At 48.5% G+C, this 14,819-nt stretch carries 16 protein-coding genes and 2 pseudogenes; 7 read left to right on the plus strand and 11 right to left on the minus strand.

All coding sequences use genetic code 11. The features are described from left to right. Positions 1-1,044: 1,044 nt before the first annotated feature. Complete coding sequence (locus tag ED901_RS08720) at positions 1,045-2,034, minus strand: MBL fold metallo-hydrolase (RefSeq protein ID WP_122095663.1); 990 nt, start codon at positions 2,032-2,034, stop codon at positions 1,045-1,047. Between the two features lie 185 nt (positions 2,035-2,219). On the opposite strand from ED901_RS08720, the gene ED901_RS08725 reads away from it, so the two are divergent. Further along, on the plus strand, positions 2,220-2,510 hold the full coding sequence (locus ED901_RS08725) for a hypothetical protein (protein ID WP_122095664.1): 291 nt from the start codon (positions 2,220-2,222) through the stop codon (positions 2,508-2,510). 61 nt (positions 2,511-2,571) lie between these two features. Here ED901_RS08725 and ED901_RS08730 read toward each other — a convergent pair whose 3' ends face one another. From ED901_RS08730 to mgrB, 4 genes are all read right to left on the minus strand, one after another. Next, a complete protein-coding gene (locus ED901_RS08730) occupies positions 2,572-2,808 on the minus strand; it encodes a DUF4060 family protein (RefSeq protein WP_013576199.1) in 237 nt (78 codons plus the stop codon). A gap of 132 nt (positions 2,809-2,940) precedes the next feature. Then, positions 2,941-3,255, minus strand: coding sequence for a phage protein NinX family protein (locus tag ED901_RS08735; protein WP_056778885.1), 315 nt, complete (start codon positions 3,253-3,255; stop codon positions 2,941-2,943). Positions 3,256-3,387: 132 nt separating this feature from the next. Then, positions 3,388-3,660 carry a YebO family protein gene (locus ED901_RS08740; RefSeq protein ID WP_056778882.1) on the minus strand — a complete coding sequence of 91 codons (273 nt, stop codon included), beginning with the start codon at positions 3,658-3,660 and terminating at the stop codon, positions 3,388-3,390. Between the two features lie 114 nt (positions 3,661-3,774). Beyond that, positions 3,775-3,897 carry a PhoP/PhoQ regulator MgrB gene (gene mgrB, locus ED901_RS25350; RefSeq protein ID WP_240993898.1) on the minus strand — a complete coding sequence of 41 codons (123 nt, stop codon included), beginning with the start codon at positions 3,895-3,897 and terminating at the stop codon, positions 3,775-3,777. A 765-nt stretch (positions 3,898-4,662) separates the two neighbouring features. On the opposite strand from mgrB, the gene ED901_RS08750 reads away from it, so the two are divergent. After that, positions 4,663-7,356 carry an autotransporter outer membrane beta-barrel domain-containing protein gene (locus tag ED901_RS08750; protein ID WP_122095665.1) on the plus strand — a complete coding sequence of 898 codons (2,694 nt, stop codon included), beginning with the start codon at positions 4,663-4,665 and terminating at the stop codon, positions 7,354-7,356. A gap of 177 nt (positions 7,357-7,533) precedes the next feature. After that, complete coding sequence (locus ED901_RS08755; RefSeq protein ID WP_056778874.1) at positions 7,534-7,770, plus strand: YobH family protein; 237 nt, start codon at positions 7,534-7,536, stop codon at positions 7,768-7,770. Positions 7,771-7,831: 61 nt separating this feature from the next. Here ED901_RS08755 and ED901_RS08760 read toward each other — a convergent pair whose 3' ends face one another. After that, entirely contained in the window at positions 7,832-8,077 is a 246-nt protein-coding gene (locus ED901_RS08760) for a DUF2766 family protein (protein ID WP_056778871.1), read from the minus strand. A gap of 203 nt (positions 8,078-8,280) precedes the next feature. Here ED901_RS08760 and ED901_RS08765 point away from each other — a divergent pair, with 203 nt between their 5' ends. From ED901_RS08765 to ED901_RS08775, 3 genes are all read left to right on the plus strand, one after another. After that, positions 8,281-8,472 (plus strand): YebW family protein, encoded by a 192-nt coding sequence (locus ED901_RS08765; protein ID WP_122095666.1) that lies wholly within the window; start codon positions 8,281-8,283, stop codon positions 8,470-8,472. 128 nt (positions 8,473-8,600) lie between these two features. After that, complete coding sequence (locus ED901_RS08770) at positions 8,601-10,241, plus strand: ABC transporter substrate-binding protein (RefSeq protein WP_122095667.1); 1,641 nt, start codon at positions 8,601-8,603, stop codon at positions 10,239-10,241. Between the two features lie 144 nt (positions 10,242-10,385). Then, positions 10,386-10,601, plus strand: a complete 216-nt coding sequence (locus ED901_RS08775) for a hypothetical protein (protein ID WP_122095668.1) — start codon at positions 10,386-10,388, stop codon at positions 10,599-10,601. Positions 10,602-10,682: 81 nt separating this feature from the next. Here ED901_RS08775 and ED901_RS08780 read toward each other — a convergent pair whose 3' ends face one another. Continuing rightward, positions 10,683-10,970 carry a sigma-S stabilization anti-adapter protein IraP gene (locus ED901_RS08780; protein WP_056778857.1) on the minus strand — a complete coding sequence of 96 codons (288 nt, stop codon included), beginning with the start codon at positions 10,968-10,970 and terminating at the stop codon, positions 10,683-10,685. A gap of 320 nt (positions 10,971-11,290) precedes the next feature. Between ED901_RS08780 and ED901_RS25065 the strand changes: the two genes are divergently transcribed. Then, positions 11,291-11,503: a hypothetical protein gene (locus tag ED901_RS25065; protein WP_162997838.1), complete on the plus strand. Its 213-nt coding sequence runs from the start codon at positions 11,291-11,293 to the stop codon at positions 11,501-11,503. A gap of 51 nt (positions 11,504-11,554) precedes the next feature. Here ED901_RS25065 and ED901_RS08785 read toward each other — a convergent pair whose 3' ends face one another. The 4 genes and pseudogenes from ED901_RS08785 to ED901_RS08805 form a co-directional block, all read right to left on the minus strand. Further along, positions 11,555-13,060, minus strand: coding sequence for a sensor domain-containing diguanylate cyclase (locus ED901_RS08785; protein ID WP_122095669.1), 1,506 nt, complete (start codon positions 13,058-13,060; stop codon positions 11,555-11,557). Between the two features lie 241 nt (positions 13,061-13,301). Continuing rightward, positions 13,302-13,469: pseudogene (locus ED901_RS08790) on the minus strand (NADP-dependent isocitrate dehydrogenase); the annotation flags it as partial. A 239-nt stretch (positions 13,470-13,708) separates the two neighbouring features. Further along, positions 13,709-14,092, minus strand: coding sequence for a DNA repair protein (locus ED901_RS08795; RefSeq protein WP_162997842.1), 384 nt, complete (start codon positions 14,090-14,092; stop codon positions 13,709-13,711). A 351-nt stretch (positions 14,093-14,443) separates the two neighbouring features. Further along, positions 14,444-14,819 (minus strand): annotated as a pseudogene (locus ED901_RS08805) (hypothetical protein); the annotation flags it as partial.

Below are 14,819 nucleotides of genomic sequence, written 5' to 3' on the forward strand. Positions count from 1 at the left end.
GCGATGGACATGTCGCACATATTTGAGCCGCTTAATGGCACTTCGTGTTCAGTTAAGCTGAAATATGTTGATAGACATGCTTTTTTCTGCTTTACAGGCACAGCGGTATATCAAACAAAACAATAACGACCTTTTTCGATTATTGATCATTTAATGCAGAACCGTAAGCGTAAAAAACATCTTTATTTGAATTTTTATGGAGAAACTGACTACAGAAGCCTTACACATCAGCCTTCAGCGCCACTTCCACGGGCAGGCTGCTGACAGTGAAGCCGGTAACCGGTGCGACCCGGACTTAAACCCTCCTCCCTTTCGGCGCAATTTTTGTCCCCACCTGCATTGTGACTGGTTATGCAATAATCAATAAGGCCATCGGTGAATAAAATGGTGCAATAAAAACAAGGAAAAGAAATAAATGCACCTTAACTGTGCGCCTTCAGAGGGGCACAGATATTATTGCTTCAGAATTTTTCCTGAAGGCTTCCAATTCCAGAAACCCTGTTCACAATATGTATATTACTTACTCAGCGTTTTTTACATTATAATGAATTAAATTTTGCGACTTAGTTAAATTAGCATTAACATTTCGCCTGTTATTTGAGCAGGCTTATTCAATAATAAAATATCATTATAATTAATAATTATTTAATACCGTGACCTGCCTCGCAAAAAATCTATTTTCCCGAACGCAATCGGGTGGAGACTTTTGCGTCTGAACTTGCTGCATAGCTCACTGTAAAACCCGCGAAAAATCCCGTCTGCGGCAGCTCTGGTGCGCTTCTCTGTTCCGGTTCAGCACAAATCTCTTTGTCGGTAACCGTTAAGCGTTGTCTTGCGGTGATAAACACCCTATTTCACCGTCAGACATGCCAATATCCTGTCTGCACCGCTTTCCAGAAAACGCTATTTAGCGTTATTTATTATAAATACTAACAATTCATTAACCCCTTCATTGATTAAGGTGAAGCATTACCACCGCTCAGGTGATAATACTTCTCATTAATAAACATAATCCCTCAGGCGTGATCATCAGCATACCTGCTTTCACTCTTTAGATATGCTGGCTCCCATTTTTAATGGCTTGAAATTCATTTCTGGATTAACGCTTTGAGCAATCGCCTGGGTTAATTCCTTTAAGGGCTGATCAAGAGATTCATCCGCTAATTCAAAAACGCCCCAATGGATCGGCACAGCTTTGTGACAACGCAGTTCTGAAAACACCCCGACAGCCTGCTGCGGATCCATATGCTGCGCGCTCATGAACCATCTTGGTGCATAAGCACCTATCGGAATGGCCGCCAAATCGAAGGGGCCCAGTCGCTGCCCTATCACTTCAAACTGATTGCTGTAACCACTGTCGCCCGAGAAATAAAAACGCATTGCCGGATGTGCAACCACCCATCCACACCACAGAGACTGATTGCGATCCCAGGGCGTCCTCATACTCCAGTGGCGCGCCGGTACGGCTGAAAACGTCATTTCGCCAAACTGCCGTTCCTCCCACCAGTCAAGCTCCTCCACAAACTTAGCGCCGCGTTTTTCCAGCCATCTTTTCATACCGAGAGGTACCATAAACTGTACCTGCGGGAAACGACGCAACAGTTTACGCACCGTGGTTTTATCCAGATGGTCATAGTGATTATGTGAAAAAAGCACCACATCGATGGGAGGGAGTTGGCTGACCGCCGCCGGAACCGGCGTTTTACGTTTGGGGCCGTAAAACCTCAACGGCGAAGCCCGTTCTGAAAGCGCCGGGTCCGTGAGAATGTATCGCCCCGCAACGCGTAACAACAAACAGGCATGGCCCAGAAACCATAATCGGTCATCAGTGCCGCTGAAGTCGGCCTGTTGCCACCATTGAGCAACAAAATGATCATAGCCTTTCTCCGGCGGGACAGGCAGTTGCTGCGCTTTCCGCTCCTGCTGCCAGCGTTTCAAATCGCCCTTCTGGCGATTATGTGGCTCGATGTTGGTGAAGCCTTCGGGCGTGTGATGACTTTTGGACGGATCGTAATACGGATTTTTACCCGGCATATAACTCCTGATGATTGTCATTCAAGGGGCGTCAGCGCCTCCTTTATCTGGATTAATTATCATACTTCCCGATATCACCACAGGCTAAAAGTGCAACATTGTGTGGGACTGCGAGTGGAGGAGTGAGTTAAGAAGATCTTAATAACTCTGTGTTTAACTGGTGACGTTCAAAAAGGAGGACATTTATGACCCGGAACACAACCGATCGCCGCAGCTCATTTTCTGCGCGCTTGACCCATATTATGCAAATTCAGACGCAATACGGACGCTTATGGCTTCGCTCCCGCTTTCGCCGGATGAGCGTTCCGCCAGCCCTTAAGCTTGTCACATTCGCTGTTTTCAGCCTGCTGATACTGGCGCTGACGGGAACAATGCTGCTGATGTTTGATCTTATCGCGATGGTTTTCCGCACGCTAAAGCGCCCTTTCCCGCGCGGCGGTTTCCGTCAGCCCCCTCTCATCAGGAAAGCCCTGTAAAACAAAAACCGTGCAGGAAGAGCCCGGCACGGTTTGAAGTAAAATTGATGTACGCTGATTATCAGGCAGGCATACCGCAAAGTTTGGTCAGATTTCTGGCTCCGATCATGAGAGTAGCAACATAGGATTGTCTGCGGGTCACCACTTCTACCGCAACACGCGCATCTTTATATTTGATGAGATAAGTCGAAGGCCAACCCTGACGCCGTTTGCCATAGGCTTTTTCATGACTGTCGATAGCTGCGTGAGCAACCACCAGATGGGAGAGAGTTTTATCACCTTTAATGATGCGCTTCATAATGGACTCCGCCTTAGACACAACTGTCAAAATGAGGAAACATTAATCACTTGATACTCATCGCTTTGCGCGACGCTTATTCGAATCACTTCTTTGCAAAACCTTGTCACAATCTGAGTATCTCTGCGCTTTTTACTCTGCGCAAGCCTTACTTTCTTTACTTAGCAGGAAACAGACCATGGCTGCCCGCAATGGACGTTTACTTTGCGCCTGCCACTGGCCATGAGGGCTTTGAATTTCTGCAAGCCAAAGAGGATCGCTTTGTAACTCTTTAAAATTTATGCTGATTTTGTTGGCGCAAATAATAGGCCACGCATCGGAGGGGTTGTTGCAATAATCTTTGCCTTTGATGCCGCCGTAGGGATACCACTTCTCAGGCTCTTCCCCGGTCAGTAAGGCGATACTGTGGTTTACATCGGTGTCGTTTTCTTCAGACCATTTAATCATCGGTTCTTCCCTCTCACAGAGCACATGCGTGGAGACTACCGGATGATTAAGACAGATTTATGAATGGAAGGTCTAGGCGGTCATGAGCAAATGTAGGGTAAAAACCCGCACGGGGCGGGTCAGTAAAACCACTTATCTTTCAGGAATAAAACCACGCAGGCTGAGAGCGGAATCCTCTTCTGCGTCGGCAACAGGCTCGGCGCCTTTTGCCCTGGCGGTCAGGATCTTGAGCAACTCCGTTTGCTGACGTTGCTGCTCAGCAATTTCCTGAAGCAATTCAATCTGCTGGTTTGCCCTGACACTGGCCCGGCTAACAAAGAACCAGACCAATAAGAATAACAGCGCTGAAAGTGCACACAGCGCCAATGAAGCCAGGCTGTTTTGGCCCATAGCGAAATCAAACATTTACGACCCTACCACTGGATGTTCTGAGCGCACATCTTATCATTCCCGGCGGGACAGGGAAGTGGATCACAAAAAAACAGGAATTTCTTACGCAGGGCTCATGGCTGGCGGCGTTTAAAAAGGGATAAATGAGGTGATGGCGCACACGCCGAGGTCAAAGTTCCCCCCCTGATCGCAATAGCTGTTGAGCGCCATCAGGTAAAGGCCAACGCAAATAAGCAGGAAAAGAACGAACACGACGACCTTCCTGAACTTGAAAACAGGTTTTTTCAATTTGATTGCGGTTCTCTTCTGGTTTACTGCGCGTCTGTCAGGGCTCAATGGCAACGTCCAACATGATATGGAACAGATTTCCATAGTACGACGGAAATCTTAAACAACGATATAACGAAGCGCGGCCTTTTGCACACAGATTGGCGTGAAATAATCACGTACGTAAATCATACATAAAAATGCATAATTCTTATCAATATATTGACCTCTAACCTGCTTGATCTGAATCAAATAAAAATGAATCTCTCTGCTTCGCGCTCTGTTCATTATTTCATTGCGTTGTTTCCTGAAAATAGATTTTTTTAATCAATTTATATTCACGCGGATTTCCGAATAAAAAAGAATGAATAAACCGAAAATAATTTCATCCTGAAAATGGTTCAGCGCTGACTGCGCGCCTTATTCTCTGGTCAACTCTCCGGTGCACCATGATTTTTCTTGCGCGCCCTCTCACACTTTAAATCAAGCTATAACTACCATTTAGAAATTATAGGGAAATACGCTGCTTTAAATAACATAAATAAACATCAATTCCTTTTGACGTATAAAAAAATAATTCATTTTTCCCTCTGTTTTCTTTGAACTTATTTATTGAATTACACACCTCATTAAAATATTATCCCGCCGTCGAACAGGTCTTCTGTCTCTTCGTTATATAAATGAAAGCATAATAACCGGGGTCATTCCCGGTTGATTCATGCTGATGATTTTTTGTTGAGGGATTAATAAATGCATGCATGGAATAAAAAGTTCTTCGTTTCTAAAATAGCGCTGGCCTGCGCTGTTGCAGTCGCTGCACCTGCTGCGATGTCAGCCGACATCTCCGGTACCGTATATGACACGTTCTATCATGACTCTACGCTGGCGAATCATATTGGCTATCGTGGTTATGCGGATAATGATGGTGCAGATAACGGTTACGTTGGCGGAGACATCTACTATTCAATCAATAATGCTGTGGTGAACGGCGTTATCTCAACTCACTATTTGGGCTTTGATAACGGCACAAATAATACGCTCAATATCACTAACACTACCGTCAACGGCATGATCACCTCAGAGTGCATGACCACCGATTGCGGTACTGCACGTAATGATTATGATCAGTCTCCATTACAGCTGACTATCGATAACTCCACCATTAATGACACATACGAACATTTCGACTACGACGTTACTGATGCTAATAAAGTTCGTGACCATGAAACCCTGAATACCTATGACATGGGTGTGGCCGTGACATTGGATCAGGAAAGTAATATCGTCATCCAAAATAACTCACACGTTGCTGGCATTGCACTGTCGCAAGGTTACGAATGGGTTGATACCGACGTTAATAATGCGAACACGTTCGATAATAACCTGACCGTTAATGATTCCGTGCTCACTTCCGGTTCTTATACCGAATTGCAGACCAGCGGATTCTACGGTCAGTCTGACAAGCCAAGCGATTACGGTAATATCAGTGCAAATGGCATTGCTGCTGACGATGTCGCCTTATCGGTTGTCGCCAATGCCACAGCTGATAATGCGATGAAAACAAATGCTGTTTTCAATAATTCCACGATCACAGGCGATGTTTCTTTCGTCAGTACCTTCGATGAAAACTATTATCCTGGTGGCCAAGACAACAATGCTGATGGGGTGCCGGACAGTAATGGCTGGGACGACACTGACGAACTGAACCTGACGCTGAATAACGGCAGTAAATGGGTCGGTGCGGCAATCTCTGACGTTGAGGCAGATGCCTATCTCTATGATCGCTCAGCTAACAGCATCTGGCCTGGATCTGTCTTAAGCGACACAACGGGGTACCTGATTGGCAAAGATGTTTACCAAAGCGGCCTGTTTAATATTGCGCTGGATAATGGTTCAGAATGGGACACGACCAAGATGTCTAACGTTGACAATCTGACCGTAGACCACAAATCACAAGTCAATGTTGCTGAGTCTGGCTTGCTGGCGGACAACATTTCTCTGGCTAACCAATCCAGCCTGAAAATCGCTGCACATGGTGCAGTCTATACCAATGCCCTGAACCTGAACTCAGGCAGTAAAGCGACGCTGACTGAAGAATCAGCTTCCCTGTATGCCAATACCGTCACTGTAGGCAACGGTTCTGAGCTGAATTTAGGCGCAGGCCAGGTTGATACGCACAATATGGTGCTGACCGACGACGGTACGTTTAACACCGGCAGCCGCGAATATGTGCTGAACGCCGACCTTAACAATGCGCGTGACAAAACTGCCGCTGACTATGTTTACGACCGCGGTACTATCGGCATGAATTCCGATGGTCACCTGGCCGTAAATGGTGTGGCTGACGGTAACTATCAGGTGCGTATCAACAACGCCACGGGCGAAGGCCGTGTAGCGGATTACCAGAACAAAGAGCTGATCCGCACTTATGGGGGTAACGCCTCCTTCACCCACGCAAATTCCGCTGATCTGGGCGCCTACAAATATCAGGCACAACAAGTTGGCGATACCGTGGTTCTGGCTAAACAAGGCATCACGTCTACTGCGAACGCTGCGCTGAGCCTGCCTTCTTCCAACGCTGCAACCTGGCATATGGAGCAGGATACCCTGAGCAACCGTATGGATAGCTCTCGTCATACCCAGGGTAATGACAAAGGCGGCGTCTGGGTGAATTACTTCGGTGGTCAGCAGAACGGTGACAATGGGGTTGTTGATTACGATCAGGACGTTAACGGCATCATGGTCGGCCTTGATACCGTGACAGAAGGTGGCGGCGATCGTCAGTGGCTGGTGGGTATGGCGGCAAGCTTCGCGAAATCCAGCCTTTCTATGGATGATGCAGACGCAGACACTGACAGCCAGTCAGCACGCGTTTACTCCAGCCTGGACTTCAAAAATGGCGTATTCATTGATACCTCTCTGAGCTACAGCCACTTCAGCAACTCGACTGACAGCACCATGAGCGATGGTCAGCAGGTTTCTGGCGATAGCACTACCGATGCCTGGGGCTTTGGTTTGAAAGCCGGTTATGACTGGAAATTCGCACCACAAGCTTACCTGACACCTTATGCAAGTATCACAGGCGTGTTCATCGGCGATGACGACTACAGCATGAGCAACAACATGAAAGTCAGCGATCAGGCCTATGACAGCATGCGTTACGAACTGGGTGGGAATATCGGCTACACCTTCGATCTGGGTGCCGATCAGGCGATCAGCCCTTATGCAACGCTGGCGTATGTCTATGAAGATGCCAATAACGATGCAGATATCAACGGTGACCGTATCGACAACGGTATCGATGGTTCCGCAGTGCGTGTTGGTTTAGGTGGACAGTTCGATATGAGCAAAAACTTCACCATTTACGCAGGCGCTAACTACCTTGGCGGCAGCGATGTTGACCAACCATGGGCTGCAGATCTGGGTATGAAATACCGCTGGTAAGTGCTGTTCTGAATTGACGCAGTGACATCAATTGGCTCCTTTACAGGGGCCAATTTTTTGCTTTGACATAAAGAAAGCCAGATTAAGACTCTGCTGAGATGACAACGCACCAGAAATAACATCTACTCTGTTTATCAATATCCTGAATGTCAGGATAGATAATCAGGAGTTTCTCGAATGAGTGTTATCAAAGCCATTATTGTGCTGGCCGTTATTTATGCGATTTTTCTCTTTTCGGGCTACGGTGTTACCGTTGGCAGCAGTGAAAATGCAGCGGGCTTAGGCCTTAAATGTCAGTATCTGACGGCCAGAGGGATTGTCAGCTCGCAGTACATTCATTCGGACAGCGGCGTTATTGGTGTGGCGAATTGCCCGATTTTCAAGCAAATGGGTGAAGTGGTCGATAATAAATAACGCAGGCTTTCCAATCTTCCACGTTGTGATGCCCGTCTGACAGGCATCACAACGTTGGATATCAGCTGTCGTGTTTCGTGAATTTAAGCTCGATGAGTGAAATCGCTTTTTCGATAGCACGTTTGGTCACCGGATCAGCTCCAGCCGGGTGATGATTAAAATCGATACTTTTTAACTGATGAGACATTTTGTCGCGCACTTCAGCAGGCGCAATAATCTCAATCACATCCAAAATTTGCTTAATCACCAACTGGCAGGCGACCAGATCGGACTCATATTCTTGTTCTCTGGTTAAAGCGTCAGACATCGGGTGCTCCTTTCATCAAGATCATTCGTAAAAATTATGGCCGCGAGGATATCACGCTCTCTGATTAAATTCTCGCTACGCTAAATAACAGCCCCGCCGGCCCGCTTCAGCGAACAATTAAACAGCAAACAAACATCGACATATGTTGTTAACGGCAGAATGCTTCTATGCTTACCCTTGCGGGAAAAGGAAGGAGGAGCGCTATGTTTGCACTTGTGTTGACCATTTGTTATCTGGGAGGGGGCTGCGATGAATTTGTCGTGGATGCCTTTAATACTCAGCAACAATGTATCCTCGCGATGCAACAACAGGGGCTGCGTCAGGCAGGTTGTTATCCTATCGAAGATTTCATCGATGGTTACTGGATCCCTGCGCATGACAATGCTGACTTTTGATGCAGTGCGTGAGCATTCACAGAGTCACTACTAATAATCTCATAAAGATTGCTAAACTGCCCGAACAACGGTATGAATACCCTGTTACTCATTGATATTTAACCATATTGACAGGGCAGGAAATGGCAATGACGATACGTAAAACTTATGGCTGCTTTAAAAAGCTACCGCTCGCACTCCTTCTTTCAACCAGCTTTCTGACTTCTTTTTCTACCTGGGCCGCGAATGTTCCCGCAGGCGTCGAACTGGCTGCAAAACAAGAAATCGTCCGCAATAACGGCAGCGAACCGGCATCACTGGATCCGCACAAAGTAGAAAGTGACGTTGAATTCAATATTCTCAGCGACCTGTATGCCGGGCTGATAACGATTGACGACAACGGCAATGCACAGCCTTCGCTGGCGGGCAGTTGGGAAACGAAAGACAACATCACCTGGGTCTTCCATCTTCGTCCCGGGATTGTCTGGTCTGATGGGAAGCCGATCACCGCGCAGGATGTAGTTTTCAGCTGGCAACGCCTGATCGATCCAAAAACCGCCTCACCTTATGAAAGCTACCTCGGCAGCATGCATGTGCTGAATGCGGGCGACATTATTGGCGGCAAAAAAACGCCGGACCAGCTGGGTATCAAAGCGCTCGATAAACAGACCCTTGAAATTACCCTCGATCAGCCGCTCTCCTACTTCCTCGGTATGCTCGCCCACCCTTCGCTCTCGCCGATAAGCCAGGCCGATGTGGAGAAGTTCGGTGATAAATGGACGCAGCCAGGCAATATGGTCAGCAGCGGACCGTTCAAACTCGATACCTGGACAGTCAACGAACGCATCACCGCCGTCCGCAACCCTACCTACTGGGATAATTCGCACACAGTGATCAACAAGGTCACCTATTTACCTATCGCTTCTCCGACTGCGGACGTAAACCGATTCAAGGCCGGAGAAATCGACATTACGGCAACCATACCTGCAACCCTGTTTGCCTCACTGAAGAAAGAGCTGGGTTCGCAGGTGCATGTCAGCCCTTACCTTGCCGTTTACTATTACGCAATGAATACCCAAAAGCCGCCATTCAACGATGTTCGCGTGCGTAAGGCGCTGAATCTGGCGATCGATAAATCCATTATCGCCGATAAAGTATTGGGCCAGGGACAAACACCGGCCTGGCACTTGTCTCCGGATAACACGGGTGGCTTTACTTTCGCAAAACCGAAAGAAGCCAGTCTGACGCAAGAGCAACGTAATGAGGAAGCGAAGAAACTGCTGAAAGAGGCGGGCTTTGGCCCTGATCATCCGCTGAAATTCAACCTGCTTTACAACACTTCAGAATCACATCAGCGCATTGCTATCGCGGCCGCCTCGATGTGGAAAAAGAACCTTGGGGTAGATGCGACATTGCAGAATCAGGAATGGAAAACCATGCTCGATACCATGCATCAGGGCACCTATGACGTTGTCCGTTATGCCTGGATTGCAGACTACAACGAGCCTTCCACCTTCCTGAATACCCTGCGCACCGGCAACAGTGAAAACACACCGAAATTCAGCAATGCTGCCTACGACAAAGCGCTGGATGATGCGCTTAAGGCCACCGACAAAGCCGATGTCGGTAAGGCTTATCAGCAAGCCGAGGAAGTGCTTACAGAGCAATCACCGGTCATTCCGTTGTATCACTATGTCAGCCCGCGGCTGGTGAAACCTTATGTCGGCGGTTTCAAAGACAACCTGCTGAACTACATCTACACCAAAGATCTTTATGTGATTAAGCACTAACGCGTCCCGGCCTCTTCCACTCACCCGGTGGAAGAGGCATCACAATTTTGCGCCACTTATCTCATCCGCTTTCACCTCGCCCCCTCTTTGCCGCCTGCGACTCAGATGATAGATTGTACGTAAATCACACAAACGGGAGCGATGATGAAATTCTCGGAAAGTGAGATACAACCACTATGGGATGAAGTTGCGCGGATTATTGGCGACGGCGTGATTCAGATGCGCCACAGAGGCGAGCCTCTGAGCGTTGATGCGCTGATTGGGTATCTTGATGGGCAACTGGCCAGCGCAACCGGCGTTCAGCGCCGGATACTGCTTGGTGCGGCGATCAACATGCTCAAAGCTGACCGCCGCTCCTGATCCCAGACACACAAAATCCTCGTCACCTTTCCCGATGACGAGTTTGCTCAATTACGACGTTGCGCGACGCGTTACGTCACGTTATTTAGACTGCGCAGCGCGGCCTTGTGCAAACAGGAAAATGCGCTGAGTGATGTCATCCGCGCCGAGAATATTCCCTTTCTGCTCCAGATTAGCCCTGGCATACGCCATATCGTGAGCCTGATCGACCATATTGATCACCCGGTCACGCGTGGATTTATCAAGTGTTCCTAACAGCGTCGTCAGAATGGCCTGATAAGCGTTTGAGGCGTAAGTGAGCTGCTTTTCACGTTGTTCCAGCGCGTCAATGCGAACCATCAGGGCCTGCAATTGTTCTTGATGCGTCATAGCGGCATCCTTCTTCACGGGTGGAAATAACCGGAGACAGCAGAGAAGGAGGATCTCCGCCGGTTACTTTTCTAAGTTTAGCAGAGTTATGAAAAGGAACGCCTTACCCGACACTTCGCCAATGTAAACCTTACATCAATGAGCCTTTTAGCCCCTCTGACAGATGTAACCGTGACTTATCTCAAACTCCCCGTCAGCAAAGCCACGTTCCGGCCCAACCGGTAACAACGGCAGCAACTGCTTACAGATGCCGAAATGACAACGTGCAACCCGATGTGACATTTTCTGGCTCAGCACTATTTGTTCATTCAGGGGGATATGTGGGTAAGAAAACAATTTTTGGCGCAATCATAGCTGGCATGTTGTTGACCAGTTCATTTGCTCAGGCAGCAGGATGCCTGAAGGGGGCGGTGGTGGGCGGCGTGGCCGGGCATCTTAAACATCACGCGGTGCTCGGCGCCGTGGCCGGGTGTGCCGTGGGGCATCATCTGGCGGCGCAGGCGAAAAAGCAGCAGGCTTCGGCGGCAAAATAACGCATGACCATCAGGGCCGGTGTTGCCCTGATGGTCATCGCGCAATCGGGATTATTGCGAAATCACTACGCGATTGCGCCCTTCTTTCTTAGCTCTGTACAGCGCTTCATCCGCGCGCTTCAGTGCTTTGTCAGGCTCGCCCTGTTGCTGATTCCAGTATGCGACGCCGAGAGAAATGGTGATCGGCTGAATGCCTGGCAACATCAGCGTTTCTACATTTTGTCGCAGACGTTCAGCAATCATTCCCGCTTCTGCAAGCGGCGTTCCCGGTAGCAAGACCAGAAACTCTTCGCCCCCCACACGGCACAAAATATCGCTTTCACGCGCATTGTGACGAATCTGCTCAGCCAGTGACTTGATCACTTCATCGCCGATATCATGGCCATAAGAGTCGTTAATTGCCTTAAAGTGATCGATATCGAGCGTGATGGCGGAAAACTGCTGACGCAGTTGTACAACGCTTTCGAGCGTCATCGCCAGCCCCCGTCGGTTGAACAAACCGGTCATCGGGTCAGTCTGTGTTTCAAATTTCAGCTTGCCGATTTTCTTTTGCAGCAGGCTGATGCCAATCAGCAACGCGCGCTTGAGCTGCGTAGATTCGAAATACCAGGAAGGAATTTCGCGAATATTGCTCGAAACATCCGGCTTATCCATCTCATTGGCGCTACGCGCAAGCAGCCAGAGAGGCCGCGCGATTAATCGGGAGAATAGCCAGACAATCAACAGCGTGACAATCGCCAGTGGCGTCAGATGCCGGAGAACTTTATACATCAGCCCCTCAAGCGGTTTTAGCGTGGCGTCGGTGGGTCGCTGCGTGACAATCTCCCACCCCGATGACGGAACCACCGCATACCCGGCCAGCATCGCCTTGCCGGCGAGGTTAGTGACCATCAGGCTACCGTTGGCACTGCTTTTTGGCGCCTCCGTCAGAGGGCGCGGCTTGACCACTTCTCCGATACGATTTGCATCCGGGTGATAAAGAATGCGCCGTTCATTATCAAGCACGGCGATATAGGAACCATCGCGGTAATAATGCTCGCCCAGCAGCTCGTTGAGGATGCTTTTCTGCCGCAAATAAATGGTGCCGCCAATGTAGCCCAGGTATTCCCCTTGCTCAGAGACTACCGGCGTTGAAATAACGATCACCAGGTTTTTAGCCAGAGAAATATAGGGTTTGCTGATCATTGGCCGTCGCATTTTGAGGGCTTCCAGCGCGCCCGGCGTGTTCACCGTATGGCCGATAAGTTGCAGACTGTCAGGCGAGGTCGCGAGGATCTTTCCTTTCATGTTGGTGATCACGACCGAGTTAAAACTGTCGGTCTGATACTTCAGACGGGCGGTTTCTGCCTGCAATATTTTGGGATCGTCGAAATGACTCGCTGCGATAACACTGCTGTAAGCGAGCTGCTTTTGCATGCTTTTCAAAAACTGTTCAGTGCTGGCCGCCAGTTTTGCGGCATAGACACGGTTCTCTTCAAGCGTATTGTCGATTAACAACTGGCGCTGGACGCTGTAGCTGGCATAGAAGCTGTTTGCCAGCGTCACGAAGGCGCTCATGACGGCTAAACTGAGGATCAGGCGTCGAAGATCGATACGAAACAAGGAGTTGGAAAGGAATAAGCGCAACGAGAATTCAATCCACTGTCAAAAAAGTGGCTCATATTTAACACCCGCGGCCCGGATGCACAATAAGGCTGAAAAAATAAACAATAAGCCCCTGAAAATGAGATAAAAAAAGGGAACCCTCAGGTTCCCTCAGATAGCGTTAATCAGGCATCAGATTCTGATGACTGTCAGCTTACATATTGGCGATCATGTCGTCGGCAAACTCGCTGCATTTACGCAGCTTAGCGCCTTCCATCAGACGTTCGAAATCGTAAGTCACGGTTTTAGCCGCGATTGCGCCTTCCATGCCTTTCACGATCAGGTCTGCCGCTTCGAACCATTCCATATGACGCAGCATCAGCGCGAAGAATATAACTTAGTTGATTGATTTGTAATGATAAAATCATTATGTAAGTAAACAACCCAATGAAAAAACGCCTCTTTGCAACCTACTGATTTATTACAGTATAAATTTTGTTTTGCAGAAGGAATTTTTTCTTAAAACCGTCTAAGATGATTTTAGCTGACACAAGATCAGCAAGCCTGCCAAGGCCATGAGTACCTACCTACTGATAGCCCGCCGTTAACGCGGGCTCTTTTTTAAATGCACGGGGTGTCGTCGAAGACATCGTTTCTCATGTCCAGTATTGCATGTGTGATAACCCCTTCTACCTCGATTGCATCATCCATGAATTCGTCCCCAAACATGATGAAAGTATCTTTATCGATTAAAGACTCAAGCCCTCTCCGCAAGATAGTCACCAGGCGCCATACTCCGAGCTCACCATCTACCCTGGCAAGCAATAGATGACCATCCACTGGCTTAATCGAAGAGTCGATCACCAGCGTAGAACCTGCTTTTATACTTTGCCCTTGATACCGGTCAGTAACGTATAACCGGGAGGATGGTCCGCCATAATGGCAAATCTCATTTAGATTTATGCCTGCTTCTACGTAATCAGCTGCTGGCGATGGAAATCCCATGTCAAAGGCCTCCATTTGGGTTGAAGATAGCGAATGTTCTGGCCTCGCCCTCCTCTATTGATATGTCATGGAACGTAGTTACCCGTTCCTCTATCCACTGGTTCGCTTCGCGCAGCTCCCAAATCCAGTTTCGCTTCGCCAGTTCTGCCACGAAATCTACTGTGGTGACGGTCCTCCGGCCTTTATCACTAATCTTAATTGCATGTCTAAAGGCAACCTCGATTTCATATCTTCTCGGCATAGCCACCTCACAAAATACTGTTCATGCATACAGTATAATCATGAGTAACATGCGGATGAAAGTCCGAGCAGCGACATTTCTTTTATACCGCTGATCGGCAAGGGAAGAAATTATGTGGTGGGTTCTTCATAATCTTCGGAGCTGGGCACGGTAAGGACAGGCGGCGCTTCTTTCCACGGGTCTTCATTTTCAATCACGGTATTTTTAATAACTTCGGATTGCTCTTTGATGCTTGCAATCAGCGCTCTTGCATCATCAGGCTTATCCAGTGCCAACTCCACCAGTTCGAATAGAGTCTTGATAGCCTCGGTGTGATACGCCGCTGCCGCGCCTGCTGTGTTCAGGTATTTGAAGTTGGGGATAACGGTCCCGTCGCTAAACTTCCTATCACCGTTGTAGGTAATCGCCTCTTTACATGCCCGTTCCACGTCCTGCGCAATCAGCCCGACTTCTCTTCCCCCGTCTTTTTTACCGTAGATAGAACCG

Source organism: Rahnella sp. Larv3_ips, from assembly GCF_003697865.1.
Lineage (GTDB): Bacteria > Pseudomonadota > Gammaproteobacteria > Enterobacterales > Enterobacteriaceae > Rahnella > Rahnella rivi.